19 protein-coding genes are annotated in these 20,399 nt (G+C 32.7%); 18 read left to right on the top strand and 1 reads right to left on the bottom strand.

Going from position 1 to position 20,399, the window contains the following annotated elements:
- Window positions 1-87 precede the first annotated feature (87 nt).
- The 4 genes from LQ611_RS08105 to LQ611_RS08120 are packed head-to-tail and all read left to right on the top strand — an operon-like array spanning window position 88 to window position 4,083.
- A complete protein-coding gene (locus tag LQ611_RS08105; RefSeq protein WP_210141413.1) occupies window positions 88-2,175 on the top strand; it encodes a trypsin-like serine peptidase in 2,088 nt (695 codons plus the stop codon).
- Window positions 2,176-2,199: 24 nt separating this feature from the next.
- Window positions 2,200-3,144: an LPXTG cell wall anchor domain-containing protein gene (locus LQ611_RS08110; RefSeq protein ID WP_239709519.1), complete on the top strand. Its 945-nt coding sequence runs from the start codon at window positions 2,200-2,202 to the stop codon at window positions 3,142-3,144.
- A gap of 35 nt (window positions 3,145-3,179) precedes the next feature.
- Window positions 3,180-3,407, top strand: a complete 228-nt coding sequence (locus LQ611_RS08115) for a hypothetical protein (RefSeq protein ID WP_239709520.1) — start codon at window positions 3,180-3,182, stop codon at window positions 3,405-3,407.
- Complete coding sequence (locus tag LQ611_RS08120; RefSeq protein ID WP_239709521.1) at window positions 3,376-4,083, top strand: hypothetical protein; 708 nt, start codon at window positions 3,376-3,378, stop codon at window positions 4,081-4,083. The genes LQ611_RS08115 and LQ611_RS08120 overlap by 32 nt, the downstream gene beginning before the upstream one ends.
- Window positions 4,084-4,330: 247 nt before the next feature.
- Here the strand turns inward: LQ611_RS08120 and LQ611_RS08125 are convergent, their stop codons facing one another.
- Entirely contained in the window at window positions 4,331-4,873 is a 543-nt protein-coding gene (locus LQ611_RS08125; protein WP_210141415.1) for a GNAT family N-acetyltransferase, read from the bottom strand.
- A gap of 364 nt (window positions 4,874-5,237) precedes the next feature.
- On the opposite strand from LQ611_RS08125, the gene lspA reads away from it, so the two are divergent.
- The 14 genes from lspA (at window position 5,238) to LQ611_RS08195 (ending at window position 20,319) form a co-directional block, all read left to right on the top strand.
- Window positions 5,238-5,717, top strand: coding sequence for a signal peptidase II (gene lspA, locus LQ611_RS08130; protein WP_088592408.1), 480 nt, complete (start codon window positions 5,238-5,240; stop codon window positions 5,715-5,717).
- Complete coding sequence (locus LQ611_RS08135) at window positions 5,714-6,637, top strand: RluA family pseudouridine synthase (RefSeq protein WP_049319184.1); 924 nt, start codon at window positions 5,714-5,716, stop codon at window positions 6,635-6,637. The genes lspA and LQ611_RS08135 overlap by 4 nt, the downstream gene beginning before the upstream one ends.
- A 215-nt stretch (window positions 6,638-6,852) precedes the next feature.
- Window positions 6,853-7,380, top strand: coding sequence for a bifunctional pyr operon transcriptional regulator/uracil phosphoribosyltransferase PyrR (gene pyrR / locus LQ611_RS08140; RefSeq protein ID WP_129407332.1), 528 nt, complete (start codon window positions 6,853-6,855; stop codon window positions 7,378-7,380).
- Between the two features lie 145 nt (window positions 7,381-7,525).
- Entirely contained in the window at window positions 7,526-8,827 is a 1,302-nt protein-coding gene (locus tag LQ611_RS08145) for a solute carrier family 23 protein (RefSeq protein WP_239709523.1), read from the top strand.
- Between the two features lie 19 nt (window positions 8,828-8,846).
- Window positions 8,847-9,749, top strand: a complete 903-nt coding sequence (locus LQ611_RS08150) for an aspartate carbamoyltransferase catalytic subunit (protein ID WP_151359389.1) — start codon at window positions 8,847-8,849, stop codon at window positions 9,747-9,749.
- Window positions 9,737-11,011, top strand: coding sequence for a dihydroorotase (locus LQ611_RS08155; protein WP_151359388.1), 1,275 nt, complete (start codon window positions 9,737-9,739; stop codon window positions 11,009-11,011). The genes LQ611_RS08150 and LQ611_RS08155 overlap by 13 nt, the downstream gene beginning before the upstream one ends.
- A gap of 1 nt (window position 11,012) precedes the next feature.
- Entirely contained in the window at window positions 11,013-12,113 is a 1,101-nt protein-coding gene (locus LQ611_RS08160; protein WP_204183948.1) for a carbamoyl phosphate synthase small subunit, read from the top strand.
- Window positions 12,106-15,279 carry a carbamoyl-phosphate synthase large subunit gene (gene carB / locus LQ611_RS08165; RefSeq protein WP_129407291.1) on the top strand — a complete coding sequence of 1,058 codons (3,174 nt, stop codon included), beginning with the start codon at window positions 12,106-12,108 and terminating at the stop codon, window positions 15,277-15,279. The genes LQ611_RS08160 and carB overlap by 8 nt, the downstream gene beginning before the upstream one ends.
- A 13-nt stretch (window positions 15,280-15,292) precedes the next feature.
- The gene (locus tag LQ611_RS08170; RefSeq protein ID WP_129407292.1) at window positions 15,293-16,051 is read left to right on the top strand and encodes a dihydroorotate dehydrogenase electron transfer subunit; all 759 of its coding nucleotides are present in this window, start codon (window positions 15,293-15,295) and stop codon (window positions 16,049-16,051) included.
- Window positions 16,048-16,974 (top strand): dihydroorotate dehydrogenase, encoded by a 927-nt coding sequence (locus tag LQ611_RS08175; RefSeq protein ID WP_058612443.1) that lies wholly within the window; start codon window positions 16,048-16,050, stop codon window positions 16,972-16,974. The genes LQ611_RS08170 and LQ611_RS08175 overlap by 4 nt, the downstream gene beginning before the upstream one ends.
- A 1-nt stretch (window position 16,975) precedes the next feature.
- Window positions 16,976-17,668, top strand: coding sequence for an orotidine-5'-phosphate decarboxylase (gene pyrF, locus LQ611_RS08180; protein WP_107572717.1), 693 nt, complete (start codon window positions 16,976-16,978; stop codon window positions 17,666-17,668).
- A 5-nt stretch (window positions 17,669-17,673) separates the two neighbouring features.
- Window positions 17,674-18,282 (top strand): orotate phosphoribosyltransferase, encoded by a 609-nt coding sequence (gene pyrE / locus LQ611_RS08185; protein WP_058612445.1) that lies wholly within the window; start codon window positions 17,674-17,676, stop codon window positions 18,280-18,282.
- 25 nt (window positions 18,283-18,307) lie between these two features.
- On the top strand, window positions 18,308-18,586 hold the full coding sequence (locus LQ611_RS08190) for a hypothetical protein (protein WP_058612446.1): 279 nt from the start codon (window positions 18,308-18,310) through the stop codon (window positions 18,584-18,586).
- A gap of 137 nt (window positions 18,587-18,723) precedes the next feature.
- Window positions 18,724-20,319 (top strand): SLC13 family permease, encoded by a 1,596-nt coding sequence (locus tag LQ611_RS08195; RefSeq protein ID WP_176698802.1) that lies wholly within the window; start codon window positions 18,724-18,726, stop codon window positions 20,317-20,319.
- Window positions 20,320-20,399 lie beyond the last annotated feature (80 nt).

The following is a 20,399-nucleotide window of genomic DNA, read 5'->3' on the forward strand; positions in this document are numbered from 1 at the left end:
GCTTTGCTCGATTATGTTTACCCCTAATATTAGATTAAAATTTTTTTGATTGTATTTTCTGAATATTGTGAAAAAAAGAGGTGTATGATGAAGAAGTTTATTTTAATAATCACATTTTTATTTTTAATCAACATCTCAATAATTAGTAATCAAGTTTTTGCAGAAGAAAGTAATCAATCAGATCAACAAATTTCAGATGGAAATTTAAAGGAAAGTAATATTTCTAATATTGATAAATATGAAAATGAAGACTTGAATACAAATTTAGAAACAGATAATAATACAAATGATGATGTTGAAAATGTTGAAGATGTTGAAAATGAAGAACCGAATATTAGTACAAGTGCCACAGCAGTGGAATCTGAAAATAATTATGATGTAAAGAACAATGAAAATAACGAGAATAATTCAGAAATACAAAATACACAACCAGAAAAAAATTCAATCGAAAAAGCTAATGCCGAAATTGAAAATAGCGAAAGTTCATCAAGTGAGAATATAAGTAGTGGAGAAGAAAAATTCAATGATGAAAAAAGTAGTTTATCATTAGAAAAGATAGAAGTTAATCAAGGAAAAAATGAATCTATTAATAATGTAGATGAATCTATAATTGGCCAGGATGATAGGAAAAATGTAAAAGATATAAGTAAAATGCCTAACAGATCTATAGTATTTATTAAGTCCTATATAGATGATCGTCGTTACTACAGCGGTACTGGATTTATGTTAGATGATTATGCAGTATTGACAGCTGCGCATGTTATAACTAGTAAAAATAAGGAAGAAGAAATTAAAAATATACTTGTTCATGCTGGGTATAAAAATGACACTGCGATTTATGGAACTGCGAAGGTAATTAAGACATATGTACTATCAGAATGGGTAAAAAGTCCAAATATTTACTATGATATGACTTTATTAATATTAGATAAACCACTAGGTAGTGTTACTGGAAAGTTAAAATTAAATGACAAAGTAAAATTAGATGATTATATTTCTACATCCGGATATCCAGGTGAAGAAAATAAAAATATAAAGATTGGTTATCAATATTACAGTTCTGGGAAAATTGTTAAAGTGACTAACAATAACATATTCTATGATTTAGATACTGAAGGTGGCCAAAGCGGTAGCCCTATATTTAATGAAAATAAAGAGGTAATTGCGATTCATACAAATGGTTTTGACAAACGAAATAGTTATAAATTTAATTTAGGGCTTAGATTAACAAGCAATAATATAGAAACTATAAATAAATGGAAAAATGAATTAAAGATTGAGAATTTTAATAAATATATTTATATCAATGAAAAAAATGCAAAAGTATGGAAAGATTTAAATTTCAATGAGCTAAATAAAAATGATAAGGATATTTTAGACAGAGTATATAAAGCTGAAAATTTATATACAGATTCTCTAGGTGGTAAATATTTATTAATTAAAGATAAGAACTATCAATTTATTGGATTTATAAACATTAATGATATAACTGAAATTAATGCTACTGCAACTAATTTAAGCGTACAACTAAAAAAAGACAATATAAAACATTTTAGAAACTTATTTGAAGATGTAAAAACAGATACTAAATTATCTTTCAACAGTTATTATAAAGTGAAATATACTTATCGATTACCAAATAATCGAATAATCTATTCTTTATATGATAAAAATGATAAATGGCAAGGATATGTATTAAACAAAGACGTTAATGAAATTAAATTTGAACCTTTTGATGAACGTGTTGAAATTATAAAGAATAATTATACTGTATGGGGAGATTTTTTTGGTAAGAAAAATTTAGATACAAAATCTATTTATCACAAGGTATTTAATGCTAAAGGTATCTATAAAGATAAAAATAAAAATAATAATCGAACGTATTTAAAAATTTATGATAGTAAGGATAATTATTTAGGGAATTTGAATATAAATGCTACTGAGAAAGTTGTACCACAAAGTTTCAATAAAGATGTAAAAATTATAAGTACTAAATATAATTTTTATAATTTCTTATTTGATACAATAAGGAACAAATCGCAGAATTATATAAACAAAAAACTACATTCTAAATGTTTATATAAATTAAGTAACGGAAAAATTTACTACTCATTATATGATAATAAAGACAAATGGATTGGTTATATCGAGAAGGAAGCAGTAAAAGTACTATAAATATTTAAGTAAGGAGCGAAAACTATGTTAAAGAAAATACTTTTATCAACATTGTTATGTACAACAGTAACAACACCTTTAATAGGTAAAGTTAATGCAGAAGAAATGAAACAAGACAAACCTGTGAAGTATGTGTTTCATAATGGAGGAATGAGATCCCCAATAGGTGTGAACTTTGACGGTTCAATGACTGTACCTGAACAGGGTGGTGAAATATTAGAAATTGATGCAAAACCAGTAGATTTTTTTATTTATAAGGATGGTGTGCCAACGAATGAATTAAATCCTAAATATAAGCACATTTGGGATCAATGGGGATATTATGATTTCTATAAATCTAAAGGTAAAGTAAATGACCTTTTCGTAGGCGAACACCCTAGACCATTAGATGGTGTAACATACGATCCTAAGTCTGATAATACATCTGATGATCAAAAAGCAGATGACCAAAAAGATAAACCTAAAAATGATCAAACAGAGCCTAATACAAACGCTACTGACAATCAGTCTATGACAGAACAACCAAAACAAGATGTTCCTACTAAAGTAGACCAACCGGCTAAAGATGATGCTAAGATTGATAAAAAATCTGATACTCAGAGTAATGTAGTTGATAAGAAGGATGCTACTGAACAAAATAAATCTGATACAAATAAAGATAATAAAGCTGTAGCTAATAATAAATCTAATAATCAAAATAAAGTAGCAGTGAATAATCAAAAGTCTGAACCTCAATCATCTAATGTTTCTAAAAAAGTTGATGTGAAAAAAGAAGAAAATAATAAAGATGTGAAGGCTAAGAGTTCTGATAGTAAAGCTAAATCTGCTGATAATAAGTCAGATAAACAACAAAAAGAATTACCTAAAACGGGTGAGAGTGAAAATCCATGGATACAAGTAGGATTATTATCATTAGTTGGCTTATCATTAATTGGCCTTTATACAATAAACCGTAAATCAAAAGCATAATTTTCTTAGTTATGAATAATTAAGGGGAGAAGTTTATGTTAAAGAAAATACTTTTATCAACATTATTATGTACAACAGTAACAACACCTTTAATAGGTAAAGTTAATGCAGAAGAAGTGAAACAAGATAAACCTGTGAAGTATGTGTTCAAATCCGGTGGTAAAGCAAGTCCTGTTTATATAAATTCTGATGGATCAATGACTATACCTGAGGAAATAGAACAAGAAGTCGTTGCACCAAAACCAGCTGATTATTATATATAAAGATGGAGTTGAAACAAAAGAAGTCAATCCTAAATATAAACATATTAAGGATCAATGGGCATACTATGATTTTTATGCATCAAAAGGTAAAGTAGCTGATTTATTAGTTGGTGAGCATCCTAGACCATTAGATGGTGTAACATTTGTTCCTAAGTCTGATAAAACTTCTGATGATAAAAAAACAGATGTTCAAAAAGTTGAGCCTAAAACTAATCAACCAAATGGTCAAAAAGAACCAAATAAAAACGCTACTGACAATCAGTCTAAATCAGATCAACCAAAACAAGGTGTTCCTGTTAAAGTAGATCAACCGACTAAGGATAATGCGAAAGTTGATAAAAAATCAGATAGTCAAAGTAATGTGGTTGATAAGAAAGATACAGATAATCAAAATAAAGTGGCAGTGAATAATCAAAAGTCTGAGCCTCAATCTTCTGATGTTTCTAAAAAAGTTGATGTAAAAAAAGAAGATAGCAATAAAGGTGTAGAGGCTAAGGGTTCTGATAGTAAAGCTAAATCTGCAGATAATAAATCAGATAAACAACAAAAAGAATTACCTAAAACGGGTGAGAGTGATAGTACGTGGTTACGTAATGGTTTAGTCATTTTATCTGCTTTTATTTTTCTTGTTATTTATAGATTGTCGCGTAAGTTTAATGTTTATTTTAAAAAATGATAATATTAAGAGAAAGTAAAATGAAAAATCATTAAGTATTGAATATAGATAGGATCTACAAAAACATATATTTTAATTACAAAAGGAGTCTTATACATGCAGGTACAAGGCTCCTTTTTATAATGCAGGTCAGTAAACGATATATCAAAGAATAATGGATTGTATCAAGATAAAAATTAAGATAATTAGACTATATATAGCTTATAAATTTATATGTATGTATGTTTCTTTCAATTAATAATATGAATTAATTTATATACTCTATTTTTAGTAAACCGAAAACATCGCTATCTAAGTATTGATCATTAATTCTTTGATCATGTCTTAAAGTGCCTTCTTTTTTAAATCCTAATTTCATTGGAATCTTTTGGCTTTTAATGTTATTTGTCGATGTTTTTATTTCTATTTTATTTAGATTCAATTCTGTAAAACAATAATCAATCAAGAATTTTAAACAGGTCGTGATTATACCTAACTTTTGATAGTTCTGATCTAGATAATAACCTATTGATGTTTTTCTAGTTGTCCAGTTGATAGAGAGCAATCCGATTACACCAACTAATTTATTGTTATACCAAATTCCACAATGAAAACCATTATTTTCTGCAAATTGGTTTAACCCAGACTTTATAAAACGGTTAATATCTTTTGGTTCGTGTACATTTTTTACAAAAGGTATCCATTCACTTAAATACTCTCTTGAATTTTCAATCATATCAAAAAGTGCTTGAGTATCATTATCTTCTAAAATTTTTAAGCTTAGGTTATCATTTATTTGAGTTTTAAACATATGAAACCTCCTTTTCCATAAAGTATACTAAAACTATTAGAAGACTTAAATACCATATAAAGAGAACTATAAAATACTTTTAAATAGAATCATTTTTATTATACTTATATTAAAGTAACTATTAGTACATGTTTCAAATAGAATGTTCTAATAATCTACGAATTTATTGTTAAAAAAGAATATTTATTATAAAGATTAAGCAATTGTTGTTGCTTGATCTCTTTTTATTTTGTTTATTAGTTTCTTGTTTATACGAGAAAATATATGTGATGTGGTGTTTGAATTAGATGTGTAATTTAAAAGATCATATTAACAATTAGGTCGTGTTATGTGGTAAAATAATCAAGATTGGAGTGGAAAGTAGATGCGTAAAGGTTACAATGTACCGATTTGGAGTACTTTTATTATTATATTAATCGCGCTTGATCAACTTACTAAATTTTTAATTGTTAAATCTTTAGAAGTGGGTGAGTCTATAAAGGTTATCAGTAATTTTTTATATATTACATCTCATAGAAACCAAGGTGCTGCTTGGGGGATTTTACAAGGAAAAATGTGGTTATTTTATATCGTAACAATTGTCGTGCTTGTTATTTTATTTATGTTCTTTAAGAATGAAGGATACGGACGACCTGATGTTCAACTTGGACTAAGTTTATTAATTGCAGGGTCAATTGGTAACTTTATAGATCGTTTGTTTAGAGGAGAAGTTGTTGATTTTGTTGATACATATATTTTCAGCTATAATTTCCCGATATTTAATGTAGCAGATGCTGCTTTAACGTTAGGTGTCATTGTATTGATAATTGTGATTTTATTTGAGGGCAAGGAGGAAAAAGCTTGAATACATTTGAATTTAAGATAGAGACAGAAAATGAAATTGGTGTAAGAATTGATAAATTATTACCTGATTTGAATCCAGATTGGTCAAGAAATCAAATTCAAGATTGGATTAAATTAGGTTTAGTTGAAGTAAATGGTAAAGTCATTAAAGCAAATTATAAGACGAAGCTTAATGATGTTATTGTTGCGACTGAAAAAGTAATAGAAGAAGTTGATATTGTCGCAGAAGATTTAGGTATTGAGGTTTATTATGAAGACAAAGATGTAGCGGTCGTTTATAAACCTAAAGGTATGGTTGTGCATCCAGCACCTGGCCATTATACAGGTACGTTAGTAAACGGATTAATGTATGTAATTAAAGATTTATCTGGTATTAACGGTGAAATTAGACCTGGTATTGTGCATCGTATAGATAAAGATACATCTGGTTTATTAATGATTGCTAAGAACGATATTGCACATAGAGGATTAGTTGAACAGTTAGTTGATAAAACTGTGACAAGAGAATATACAGCACTTGTACACGGTAATATACCTCACGAATTTGGAACAATTGAAGCGCCAATTGGTAGAAATCCTAAAGAACGTCAAGAAATGGCGATTGTGGATGATGGTAAAGAAGCTGTGACGCACTTTAATGTAATTGAAAAGTTCGAAAAATATACATTGGTTAAATGTCAGTTAGAAACTGGTCGTACTCACCAAATCAGAGTGCATATGAAACATATTGGTTTTCCTTTAGTAGGCGATCCTAAATATGGACCGAAGAAAACAATGAACATTGGTGGACAAGCTTTACATGCTGGATTATTAGGATTTGAACATCCAGTTACTGGTGAATATATTGAAAAAGAAGCACCACTACCAGAGTATTTTGAAACATTATTAGAGAAATTAAGAAATCGCGAAGATAAAAAATAAGTACAACGTGTAATAATACTTATTTAATTTTATTTAAACTTTGACATCATATGAAAAAAACGATATTATTGTTTTAACAATTAAAGCGTCTTTAACAGACAGTCCAGAGAGGCTGAGAAGACATAATATGAGCGTGTAGACCATCTTTGTATGGTACTAGTGTATACTCATGTCTTCTAAAGACGTGAGTATTTTTTTGTGGAAGGAGATTGAATATGGCTGAGAGGTTAATCATGGATGATGCTGCTGTAAACAGAGCATTAACAAGAATGTCACATGAAATACTTGAAAAGAACAAAGGTACTAAAGATATTGTCTTGTTAGGCGTAAAGACAAGAGGTGTATTTCTTGCTAACAGAATTGAGCAGAAAATCCAAGACATCGAACAAGTTCAAGTACCAACCGGAGAAATTGATGTTACACATTATCGTGACGATGTTCAGAATCAGCAAGGTACGATTAAAGTGAAATCATTTAATATCGATGTAGATATTAACGATAAGCATGTCATAATTGTAGATGATGTCCTTTATACAGGTAGAACTGTAAGAGCTTCATTAGATGCTATATTAGATCACGCAAGACCACGAAAAATAAGTTTAGCAACTTTAGTCGATAGAGGTCATAGAGAACTTCCGATTAGAGCAGATTATGTAGGTAAGAACGTTCCAACATCATCTAATGAATCAGTTGTCGTTGAACTAGAAGAGTTCGACCAACAAACAGCAGTAAAATTAAATTAAATAAATCCTTTTAAATCAGTACGAGAGACTGGCAAAGGAGCTTATATGGTTACAGGAGATAACTATACCTTTATAGGTATCACTGTATACATAGATCCCTTTGCATATCTTGTGAAGGGATCTTTTTTTGAATAGGAGAATGGAAATGTCACATAATGAAAAAATGTTTAAACGAACAGTAGAACCCATACTAGATGTTAATGATAAACCTAAAGCATCACAATGGTTCTTCTTAAGCTCACAGCATTTATTTGCAATGTTCGGAGCAACGGTACTTGTACCATTTCTAACAGGTTTACCTGTTTCAGCAGCACTCATTGCATCAGGTTTAGGAACGCTACTTTATATACTGATAACGAAAGGAAAGATACCAGCTTATCTCGGTTCGAGCTTTGCATTCATAACGCCGATTATTGTCGGACTCAAGACACATGATCTTGGTGAAATGCTTGTCGCATTATTTATGAGTGGTGTTCTTTACGTCATTATCGGATTGATTATAAAGGTTACTGGCACGAATTGGTTGCTTAATCTGTTACCTCCAGTCGTAGTTGGACCGGTTATCATGGTTATCGGACTTGGATTAGCACCGGTAGCAGTAAACATGGCGATGTACACAGATTCAAATGCAATGAAAGGCTATAGTGGCATTTACATTACAGTCGCACTCATCACATTAATTACTACAATTATCGTTTCAGTATTTTTCAAAGGATTCTTATCAATCATTCCTGTACTTATCGGAATTATTGTTGGATATATATCTTCATTATTATTTGGAATTGTGGACTTAGCGCCGATTTCAAAAGCAAAATGGATTCAAATGCCTGATATTTACTTACCGTTTCATGATTACACACCATCGCTACAATGGGGACTTATCTTAATCATGCTGCCAATCGTTTTTGTAACGGTTAGTGAGCATATCGGTCATCAAATCGTCATCAATAAAATTGTCGGTAAGAACTTCTTCAAAGATCCAGGTTTACACCGCTCATTAATAGGAGACGGGGTGTCAACGATGATGGCTTCAATTATTGGTGGGCCACCAAGTACGACATACGGCGAGAACATTGGAGTACTTGCCATAACAAGAATTTATAGTATATGGGTAATCGGTGGTGCAGCAGTACTTGCACTAATCTTAGGATTTGTTGGTAAATTCACAGCGATGATTTCAACAATTCCAACACCAGTTATGGGTGGTGTTTCCATACTATTATTCGGAATCATTGCTTCAAGTGGTTTGAGAATGTTGGTGGAGAACAATATCGACTTCGGTGACAACCGTAACTTGATCATTGCTTCTGTCATTCTCGTATTAGGAATCGGTAAAGCACATTTAGACTTCACAGGTATTGGCATACATTTAAACATTGAAGGTATGGCTTTAGCAGCAACAGTAGGTATCTTGCTCAATCTTATATTGCCAAAGAAAATAAAATAATTCTCAGGAGGCGTGTCATATGAAAAATTTATTAACAATGACTGATTTAACTAAAGACGATATCATGAAAATTATAACGAAAGCACAAGACATTAAAGAAAATGGTGCAGAAACTTTTGGTAAAGGCATGACGGTCGCAAACTTATTCTTTGAAAATTCAACACGAACAAAATGTAGTTTTGAAATGGCTGAAAGAAAATTAGGTTTAGAAGTCATTCCTTTTGAAATAAGTACTTCATCTGTTCAAAAAGGTGAATCTTTATATGATACTTGTAAAACTTTAGAATCTATTGGTGTAGACGCATTAGTCATTAGACATAGTGAAAATGCATATTATGACACATTACAAGGACTTAATATTCCAGTATTAAATGGTGGAGATGGAAGTGGCCACCACCCGACTCAAAGTCTTCTAGATATTATGACAATATATGAGGAGTACGGTTACTTCGAAGGATTAAAAATTTTAATCTCAGGCGATATAAAAAATTCAAGAGTAGCAAGAAGTAATGCAGATGCTTTAACGAAACTTGGTGCAGAAGTAATGTTCTCAGCACCGGAACAATGGAAATGTAATTTTTCAGATGTACCATATGTAGAAATTGATGATGTGATAGATGAAGTAGATGTATGTATGTTGTTAAGAGTGCAAAATGAAAGACATGATTCAGGTACAATGTTTAGTAAAGAAGACTATCACAATGCATACGGACTGACGATAGATAGATATAACAAACTTCATGACAATGCAATCGTCATGCATCCAGCACCAGTCAACCGAGGTGTTGAAATAGATACTTCACTTGTAGAAAGTTCGAAATCAAGAATTTTTAAACAAATGGAGAACGGCGTGTTCATTAGAATGGCATGTATACATGATGTACTTAATCACAAGGAGGAAAAAGTAAAATGTCACTTATAATCAAAAATGGAAAAATCTTATTAGAAGGTCAATTAGTTAACAAGGAAATTGAAATTGAAGATGGCAAAATTAAAAAAATAGATGATTATATAGAAGTAGAGAATCAAGAAGTTATTGATGCGAAAGGACATTTTATTTCAGCAGGATTTGTTGATGTACATGTACATTTAAGAGAACCTGGTGGCGAACATAAAGAAACAATTGAAACAGGTACTAAAGCAGCAGCAAGAGGTGGATTTACAACAGTTTGTCCAATGCCTAATACAAAGCCTGTCCCAGATTCAGTTGAACATTTAGATCGTCTTCACAAAATCATTGATGAGCATGCAGTGGTAAGAGTTTTACCTTATGCATCAATTACAGTAAGACAAGCTGGTAAAGAACATGTTGATTTCAAAGCATTAAAAGATAGAGGCATGTTCCAATTTACTGATGATGGTGTAGGTGTACAAACAGCTTCAATGATGTACGAAGCTATGAAAGAAGCAGCTAAAATTGATAAAGCAATCGTAGCACACTGCGAAGATAATTCATTAATTTATGGTGGTGCAATGCATGAAGGTAAACGAAGTGAAGAACTTGGCATTCCAGGTATTCCTTCAATTTGCGAAGCGGTACAAATTGCTAGAGACGTGTTATTAGCTGAAGCAGCAAATTGTCATTACCATGTATGTCACGTGTCTACAAAAGAAAGTGTACGTGTCATAAGAGATGCTAAAAAAGCAGGCATTAAAGTAACAGCTGAAGTTACACCACATCACTTATTACTTACAGAAGATGGCGTACCAGGTGACGATGCGATATACAAAATGAATCCACCTTTAAGAGCGAAAGAAGATAGAGATGCTTTAATCGAAGGTTTAATAGATGGAACAATTGATTGCATCGCAACAGATCATGCACCACATGCTAAAGAAGAAAAAGAAGTGTCAATGATTGATGCACCATTCGGAATAGTAGGAAGCGAAACAGCATTCCAATTATTATATACGCACTTTGTGAAAACAGGTAAATTTACATTAGAACAACTTGTTGCATTTTTAACAACGAAGCCAAGTGAAACATTTAACTTACCTTATGGTCGATTAGAAGAAGGAAGCTACGCTGACTTAACTATTATAGACTTGGAAAGAGAAAGACCGATACGAGCAGAAGAGTTTGCTTCTAAGAGTACAAACACACCATTTATAGGAGAAGTCGTTTCAGGATATCCAATTCTAACAATTTGTGATGGAGAAATTGTCTTCAAGGAGGAAGTATAAGATGAAAAATAAAAGATACTTAGTATTAGAAGATGGTACAACATATAAAGGTTATGCATTAGGTTCAGATGATTTAACAGTTGGAGAAATTGTTTTTAATACAGCAATGACAGGTTATCAAGAAACCATTTCAGACCCATCTTATACTGGACAAATTATTACATTTACTTACCCGCTTATTGGTAACTACGGGATAAACAGAGATGACTTTGAATCATTAACACCAACTTTAAATGGTGTTGTTGTGAGAGAAGCTTGTGATTACCCAAGTAACTTTAGATCAAGTAAGTCTTTAGATGAAACGTTAAAATTTTATCATATACCAGGTATTTCAGGTGTTGATACAAGAAGTTTAACACGTAAAATTAGAAAATTCGGTGTCCTTAAAGCTGGATTTACTGATAATGTTGATGAAATAGAAAGGCTTGTTCAGCGCTTAAATACTGAATCGTTAAGAACGGACGAAGTTGAACAAGTTTCATCAGTTAGACCATACATTTCAACAGGTGATGGCTATAAAGTTGTATTAATTGATTACGGTAAAAAAGAAAATATCGTGAGAGAACTTAATAGAAGAGGCTGTGATGTAACAGTCGTACCATATCAAACATCATTTGAAGAAATACTAAATATCTCACCAGATGGCATAATGGTTTCAAATGGACCAGGGAATCCTGAAAGTGTGCAAGAAACCATTCAAACAATTAAACAACTAGTCGGCAAAATACCATTCTTCGGCATTTGTTTAGGACATCAATTGTTCGCATTATCTCAAGGTGCAACATCTTATAAGATGAAATTTGGTCATAGAGGTGCCAATCATCCAGTACAAAATCTACAAACTGGAAAAGTAGATTTAACAAGTCAAAACCATGGTTATGCAATTGATGAAGCGTCTATTGCACAAACTGATTTAGAAGTGACGCATATCGCATTAAATGATAAATCAATTGAAGGATTAAGACATAAAAAATATCCAGCATTTTCAGTACAATATCATCCAGAAGCATCACCTGGACCGCACGACTCAAACTATTTATTCGATGAATTTATTGAAATGATTAAATTACATAAAGCGAAGGAGCGTACAATCAATGCCTAAACAAACTGATATAAAATCCATCTTAGTAATTGGTTCTGGCCCAATCATTATAGGTCAAGCTGCAGAATTTGATTATGCAGGCACTCAAGCATGCTTAGCATTAAAAGAAGAAGGTTATCGTGTAATACTCGTAAACTCTAATCCAGCAACAATTATGACGGACACTGAAATAGCAGATACAGTATATATTGAACCTTTAACTTTAGACTTTGTGAGTCGCATTATTCGTAAAGAACAACCAGACGCATTGTTACCAACTTTAGGTGGACAAACTGGTTTGAACATGGCAATTGAATTACACGAAAATGGTGTATTAGAAGAAAATAACGTACGTTTATTAGGTACACAACTATCTTCAATCGAACAAGCTGAAGATAGAGATTTATTCCGTACACTTATGAATGAATTAAATGAACCAGTACCTGAAAGTGATATCGTGAATGATATTGAAGGGGCTTTAAATTTCGCGAACGAAATTGGCTACCCGCTAATCGTGCGACCTGCGTTTACGATGGGTGGTACTGGTGGTGGAATTTGTCACGATGAAAAAGAACTAAGAGAAGTTGTTCAAAATGGCTTGAAATACAGCCCGGTAACACAATGTTTATTAGAAAAATCCATCGCAGGTTACAAAGAAATTGAATACGAAGTGATGAGAGATAAAAATGATAATGCCATTGTAGTTTGTAACATGGAGAACATCGATCCAGTTGGCATTCATACAGGTGACTCAATCGTAGTTGCACCAAGTCAAACATTATCAGACGTAGAATATCAAATGTTAAGAGATGTATCTCTCAAAATTATTCGTGCTTTAAAAATTGAAGGCGGATGTAACGTACAATTAGCACTTGATCCAAAATCACTCGATTACTACATAATAGAAGTTAATCCTCGTGTATCAAGGTCGTCAGCATTAGCTTCAAAAGCAACAGGTTATCCAATTGCGAAGTTAGCTGCCAAAATAGCAATCGGTATGACTTTAGATGAAATGTTAAATCCTGTAACAGGTACATCATATGCAGCATTTGAACCAGCACTAGACTATGTTGTTTCTAAAATACCAAGATTTCCTTTTGATAAATTCGAAAAAGGCGAACGTCATCTCGGTACACAAATGAAAGCAACTGGGGAAGTCATGGCAATAGGTAGAACGTATGAAGAATCATTATTAAAAGCGATTCGTTCATTAGAATATGGTGTGCATCATTTAGGTTTACCAAATGGCGATGAATTTGAATTAGATTTTATTGAAGAGAGAATTAAAGCACAAGATGATGAAAGATTATTCTTTATTGGCGAAGCAATTAGACGTGGTACATCACTTGAAAGAATACATGAATTAACTCAAATTGATTATTTCTTCTTGAATAAATTCAAACACATCATCGATATTGAACACGATTTAAAAGAGAAAAAAAGCGATTTAGACGCATTATTATGGGCGAAACAATACGGCTTTAGTGATAAAGTCATTGCACATAGATGGGAACAATCAGAGCGAGACATATATGATTTAAGACAAGAACATGGTATTAACCCAGTTTACAAAACAGTAGATACATGTGCGGCAGAATTCGAATCAGAAACACCATATTTCTACGGTACTTATGAAGAAGAAAATGAATCTATAGTCACTGAAAAAGAAAAAATCATCGTATTAGGATCAGGTCCAATTAGAATTGGACAAGGTGTGGAATTTGATTATGCTACTGTACATGCTGTATGGGCTATTCAAGAAGCGGGTTATGAAGCAATTATTATTAACAACAACCCTGAAACAGTTTCAACAGACTTCTCGATATCTGACAAGTTATACTTTGAGCCACTGACTGAAGAAGATGTGATGAGTATCATTAATCACGAACAACCTAAAGGCGTAGTCGTTCAATTTGGTGGGCAAACAGCAATCAATTTAGCAGATAAAATTGCACAAAAAGGTATTCAAATATTAGGTACGACGCTTGAAAATCTTAACAGAGCTGAAGATAGAAAAGAATTTGAAGCTTTATTACAAAAAATTGATGTACCACAACCATTAGGTAAAACAGCGACTTCAGTTCAAGAAGCGATAGATAACGCAAATGAAATTGGTTATCCGGTTGTTGTAAGACCTTCATATGTACTAGGTGGAAGAGCGATGGAAATTGTATATGCTGAACCTGAATTGAGAAATTATATGGAACAAGCAGTTAAAGCAAGCCCAGAGCATCCAGTACTGATTGACCGTTATTTAACAGGTAAAGAAATTGAAGTAGACGCAATTTCAGATGGTGAAACTGTTGTCATCCCAGGTATTATGGAACATATTGAAAGAGCGGGTGTCCATTCAGGTGATTCAATTGCCGTATATCCACCTCAAACTTTAACGGATGCAGAAATTGATTTACTAGTTGATTACACAACGAAATTGGCAAAAGGCTTAAACATAGTAGGACTTATCAATATTCAGTTTGTGCTTTCTAAAGGAGAAGTATTTGTACTGGAAGTTAATCCAAGAGCAAGTCGTACAGTACCATTCTTAAGTAAAATTACTGAAATTCCAATGGCTAAGATTGCTACTAAAGCAATTGCAGGCATCACGTTGAAAGAACAAGGATATGAAAGTGGATTAGCACCATATAAAGAAGGTGTATATGTTAAAGCACCAGTATTCAGCTTTAATAAACTTAAAAATGTTGATATCACATTAGGACCTGAAATGAAATCGACAGGTGAAGTAATGGGTAAAGACAGTACTTTAGAAAAAGCATTATATAAAGGTTTAACAGCAAGTGGTTTAAAAGTACAAGATCAAGGTACAGCATTATTTACTGTAAGTGATAAAGATAAAGCAGAAGCATTAACAATCGCTAAGAGATTTCATGAGATTGGTTATAGAATTTTTGCAACTGAAGGTACTGCACAATACTTTAAAGATCATGACATCCCAGTGTATACGGTTGGTAAAATAGGCGGCGAACATGACTTGCTATCTGTAATACAAAAAGGTGAAGTACAACTTGTGGTCAACACAATGACAAAAGGTAAAGTATACGAAAGAGACGGATTCCAAATTAGACGTGAATCAGTAGAAAATGGTATACCATGTTTAACATCACTCGATACGGCAAATGCTTTAGCAGATGTAGTGGAAAGTATGACATTTAGAACTGAACAAATGTAGTGGGGGGATTATAATGTCCGAGATAATGACAGTTGTATCAAATAATCAAATAGCAGATGCTATTTTTGAATTAAAAGTACATGGAAATCTTACGAAAAATATGAAAAAACCTGGACAGTTTGTTCATATTAAAGCTGGTACAGGAACTGAACATATGTTGAGAAGACCAATTTCAATTTGTGAAGTGAACCGTGAAGAAGAAACATTTACAATGCTTTTTAGAAGAGAAGGACACGGTACAGAATTGATTTCACAATTAAAACAAGGCGATCCAATTGATGTGATTGCACCTTTAGGGAACGGATTCCCAGTTGCTGAAGCGCAAAATACTGCCTTACTAGTCGGAGGTGGTATTGGCGTGCCACCTATGTACGAATTATCTAAACAGCTCAATGCTAGAGGTATAAAGACAATTCACGTATTAGGTTTTCAAAGTGCTAAAGATGCATTTTATATAGACGAATTTAGTGCGCTAGGTGATACGTATGTTGCAACTGCAGATGGAACGCTTGGTACTAAAGGATTTGTTACAACTGTTATTGAAAATTTAGACACACCCTTCGATATTTTTTACAGCTGTGGACCAAAAGCAATGTTGAAAGCTTTAACACTTCAATTAAGTGATGTGAAAGGTTATATTTCACTCGAGGAACGTATGGGTTGTGGCATCGGTGCTTGCTATGCATGTGTTTGCCATACTGATAATGAAGCGGGTTATGTCAAAGTTTGTACAGACGGTCCCGTATTTGAAAAAGGAGCTGTCATCATATGAGTCGATTAAATATTTCGCTACCAGGATTAAATTTGAAAAATCCAATCATGCCAGCAAGTGGATGCTTTGCTTTCGGAAAAGAATTCAGCCAGTTTTATGATTTGTCAGAACTTGGCGCAATCATGATTAAAGCAGCAACTCAATTTGCAAGATACGGTAATGAAGCGCCACGTGTCGCTGAAACTGCAAGTGGTATGATTAATGCTATTGGCCTTCAAAATCCAGGTGTTCACCATATTATTGAACATGAATTGAAATACCTTGAACAATATGATGTACCCATTATTGCTAATGTAGCAGGTTCTACTGAAGAAGAATATGTTTACGTAGCCAAACATATCTCACAAGCTTCAAATGTTCATGCACTAGAATTGAATATTTCATGTCCAAATGTTAAAGAAGGTGGGATTCAATTTGGTACTGTTCCTGAGGTGGCTAAAGAACTGACGAGAAAAGTAAAAGCTGTTTCAGAAGTGCCTGTGTATGTAAAGTTATCACCTAATGTAACAAATATTGTAGAAATGGCGAAAGCTATTGCAGAATACGCTGATGGTATAACGATGATCAACACTTTAGTAGGATTAAGAATCGATGCGAAGACTGGAAAACCAATCATAAGTAATGTTATAGGTGGACTAAGTGGACCAGCAATCAAGCCAGTTGCATTAAGAATGGTATATGAAGTAAGTCAACATGTTGATATTCCAATTATCGCAATGGGTGGCGTAAGAACGGCTCAAGATGTCATTGATTATATTTCAGTTGGTGCTGATGCAGTAGCAGTTGGAACAGCAAACTTTGAAAATCCAACAGTATGTAAAGATATTATTGATGAATTACCTACATTACTCGACCAATTAGGCGTTGAACATATTACAGAACTTAAAGGTAGAACTTATAACCAACAAGGAGTTGTCAAATAACATGAAGAATACACCAATAATTGCATTAGACTTTGCAACTCTAGAGGAAGTTGATCAATTTTTAGATTTATTTAATGAACCACTATTTGTAAAAGTAGGTATGGAACTTTATTTGCAAAATGGTCCTGATGCGATCAATCGAATTAAACAAAGAGGTCATGATATCTTTTTAGATTTAAAGTTACATGACATTCCAAACACTGTTAAAGGCGCATTAAAAGGATTAGGTAAACTCAATATCGACTTAATTAATGTGCATGCAGCAGGTGGTAAAAACATGATGGCTGCTGGACTTGAAGGCTTACGTGAGACAAATCCTAATGCTAAGTTAATAGCTGTAACTCAGTTAACTTCTACTACAGAACAACAAATGAAAGATGAACAAAATATTCAATCATCCATCAATGAATCAGTCGTGCACTATGCAAAAATGGCACATGAAGCAGGACTTGATGGTGTCGTTTGTTCACCATTAGAATCTACTTTAATTCAAGACCATATCGGTGAAACATTCTTGAAAGTGACACCAGGTATACGTTTAGAATCTGATAAGACACATGATCAACAACGTGTGACAACGCCAGAAGATGCTAAAAAATTAGGCTCAACACATATAGTAGTAGGTCGTTCAATTACGCAACATGAAGATCCAGTAGCAAGATATCACGAAATATTACAAAGATGGGAAGGATAATTCATATGACTCAAAATATTGCACAATCATTATTAGAAATTAAAGCTGTAACACTTTCACCTGAGGACCCATATACATGGAGTTCAGGCATAAAATCACCGATTTATTGTGATAATAGAGTGACATTAGCATATCCTGAAATTAGAGAAAATATTTATCAAGGTTTAATTCAATTGATTAAAGAACATGCTCAAGATGTTGAAATTATTTCTGGTACGGCAACAGCAGGTATTCCACATGCAGCATTTGTTGCTGATCAACTAAAATTACCGATGAGCTATGTGAGATCTAAAAGTAAAGGTCATGGTAAAGGCAATCAAATCGAAGGTGCTTTAAGCAAAGGGAAAAAAGTAGTTGTAATTGAAGATTTAATTTCAACAGGTGGTTCATCAATTAATGCTGTGGAAGCTTTAATTGAAGATGGCGCGGAAGTATTAGGGGTATTTGCAATCTTTACATATGGTATTAACAAAGCAGAAGAAGCTTTCAAAGAAATCAATGTTCCATTCTATACTTTGTCTAATTATGATGAACTGATTTCAGTAGCTGAAAAAGAAGGTTATATCGAAAACAAAGATATAAAAACTTTAAAAGCATGGAAAGATACTTTATAATAAAGTCAAGATAAGGGGGGTCTTTATGGAAAGCCAACATAAATTATCTGCAGCCGAAGAACAAGAGCAGATAAAAAAATGGGGACATATTAATGATTTTCTTAAAAAAGATTCTAATGCGAAACCTGACTTTAATCACTATGAAGTAAGAGACGAAAATATGTACGAACGTACCGGTTATTCCAATAACACAAACGTGAATAGACAGAGAAGATATGATTTAGGCGACAAAAATATATTCAAAAGTATCAAAAAAGAATTAGAAGCAAAAGGATTCTTTGAAGATTATCATGAAGAAAAGTAAAAAAACTGCTGAAAAATTGATATTCAATTTTTTCAGCAGTTTTTTTATATATACCATGAATATTCAGAAAATTGTATGAATTGAAGAAAACCTTTGTTAAAATGTAAACGTATACACTTTTAAAGGGGGCGAAAATTATGAATAAACATGACAATAAGTTGACGAATCAACTTTGGAAAGAAAGTGGACGTACGAAAGAAATGTTAAAATTCTTTTCTGCGGATGCAATGAAAAATCAAAATAAGCCAGATCCTGAATTAAAAGCTTATAATACTGCACAATTAATCGGGTTAATACTAGGGCCATTACTATTTTTAGTTGTGTTATTATTTTTTAAAGCAGATGGATTAAGTCAAAATGGTGTCTACGTTATGGCAGCTACTTTATGGATTGCTGTATGGTGGATTACTGAAGCGATTCCTATTCCAGCAACAAGCTTAATGCCTTTATTCCTTTTTCCTTTAGGCGGAATTATGGATAGCGCGACCGTTTCAAGTGCATATGGAGATGATATTGTATTCCTATTCTTAGGAGGTTTCATTATTGCTATTGCGATGGAAAGATGGAATTTACATACAAGAATTGCACTCGTCATTATTAAAAGTATTGGTACGAGTACAGGTAGAATTTTATTAGGATTTATGATTGCAACGGGTGCTTTATCGATGTTTGTTTCAAACACAGCAGCCGTAATGATCATGATTCCAATCGGTATGGCAATTATTAAAGAAGCGAATGAATTAACAGCTGAAGGCAATGACAATCACAATTTATCACAATTTGAAAAATCACTCGTACTTGGTATCGGTTATGCAGGTACAATCGGAGGATTGGGAACTTTAATTGGGACACCGCCACTAATTATATTGAAAGGTCAATACGAGAAGATTTTCGGAGAAGAAATTGGCTTTGGTCAATGGATGGTTATGGGTGTACCTACAGTCATTATCATACTCGCGATAACTTGGGCATATTTAAATTTTGTAGTATTTAAACATGACATGAAAGAACTTCCAGGTGGAAAAGAAATTATTACAAGAGAGTTAAAGTCTTTAGGTAAGACGACTTATGAAGAAAAAGTTGTATTCACACTATTCTGTTTAGCAGCATTTTTATGGGTATCTAGAGAGTTTTTATTAGCACAATTACCTTTTACAGAATTGGTTAAAGATGGCACAATTTCAATGTTTATTGCTGTTATACTTTTCTTAATTCCAGCAAGACGCAAATTTGCTAGAATTCTTGATTGGTCAATTGCTAAAGATTTACCGTGGGGCATTTTGTTACTATTTGGTGGTGGTTTAGCAGTGGCTTCTGCCATTACAGAAAGTGGATTAGATAAATGGATGGGTAAACAAATTTCAGGATTAGATGGTGTGAATGTTATTTTAATCATCGGAATTGTCACGATGTTTGTATTATTCTTAACTGAAATTACATCTAATACTGCAACGGCTACAATGATCTTACCAATTTTAGCTACAATTGCAGTTGGTATTCATGTTCATCCACTAGCATTAATGATTCCGGCAGCAATGGCTGCAAACTGTGCATTTATGTTACCAGTTGGTACTCCACCAAATGCGATTGTATTTGGTACAGACAAAGTAACCATTCGAGAAATGGCGACAGCCGGATTTTGGTTAAACTTAATCAGCTGTGTAATTATCGTCGGATTTGTATGGTTCATGGTTCCATGGTTATTTGGAATAGATTTAGTAGCAAGTAAATAATTGAAATATAATAAAAAAGAAATGCTTGGACATTGTTCCAAGCATTTCTTTATGTAGTATTTTAATCCATAAATAGTTTA

The sequence above is a fragment of the Mammaliicoccus sp. L-M44 genome, assembly GCF_022386355.1.
GTDB classification, from domain to species: Bacteria; Bacillota; Bacilli; order Staphylococcales; family Staphylococcaceae; genus Mammaliicoccus; species Mammaliicoccus sciuri_A.

Coding starts and splice junctions, on each gene's coding strand:
- LQ611_RS08105 (WP_210141413.1), top strand. CDS start 88: ATGAAGAAGTTTATTTTAATAATCACATTTTTATTTTTAATCAACATC.
- LQ611_RS08110 (WP_239709519.1), top strand. CDS start 2,200: ATGTTAAAGAAAATACTTTTATCAACATTGTTATGTACAACAGTAACA.
- LQ611_RS08115 (WP_239709520.1), top strand. CDS start 3,180: ATGTTAAAGAAAATACTTTTATCAACATTATTATGTACAACAGTAACA.
- LQ611_RS08125 (WP_210141415.1), bottom strand. CDS start 4,873: ATGTTTAAAACTCAAATAAATGATAACCTAAGCTTAAAAATTTTAGAA.
- lspA (WP_088592408.1), top strand. CDS start 5,238: ATGCGTAAAGGTTACAATGTACCGATTTGGAGTACTTTTATTATTATA.
- pyrR (WP_129407332.1), top strand. CDS start 6,853: ATGGCTGAGAGGTTAATCATGGATGATGCTGCTGTAAACAGAGCATTA.
- LQ611_RS08145 (WP_239709523.1), top strand. CDS start 7,526: ATGTCACATAATGAAAAAATGTTTAAACGAACAGTAGAACCCATACTA.
- LQ611_RS08150 (WP_151359389.1), top strand. CDS start 8,847: ATGAAAAATTTATTAACAATGACTGATTTAACTAAAGACGATATCATG.
- LQ611_RS08155 (WP_151359388.1), top strand. CDS start 9,737: ATGTCACTTATAATCAAAAATGGAAAAATCTTATTAGAAGGTCAATTA.
- LQ611_RS08160 (WP_204183948.1), top strand. CDS start 11,013: ATGAAAAATAAAAGATACTTAGTATTAGAAGATGGTACAACATATAAA.
- carB (WP_129407291.1), top strand. CDS start 12,106: ATGCCTAAACAAACTGATATAAAATCCATCTTAGTAATTGGTTCTGGC.
- LQ611_RS08170 (WP_129407292.1), top strand. CDS start 15,293: ATGTCCGAGATAATGACAGTTGTATCAAATAATCAAATAGCAGATGCT.
- LQ611_RS08175 (WP_058612443.1), top strand. CDS start 16,048: ATGAGTCGATTAAATATTTCGCTACCAGGATTAAATTTGAAAAATCCA.
- pyrF (WP_107572717.1), top strand. CDS start 16,976: ATGAAGAATACACCAATAATTGCATTAGACTTTGCAACTCTAGAGGAA.
- pyrE (WP_058612445.1), top strand. CDS start 17,674: ATGACTCAAAATATTGCACAATCATTATTAGAAATTAAAGCTGTAACA.
- LQ611_RS08190 (WP_058612446.1), top strand. CDS start 18,308: ATGGAAAGCCAACATAAATTATCTGCAGCCGAAGAACAAGAGCAGATA.
- LQ611_RS08195 (WP_176698802.1), top strand. CDS start 18,724: ATGAATAAACATGACAATAAGTTGACGAATCAACTTTGGAAAGAAAGT.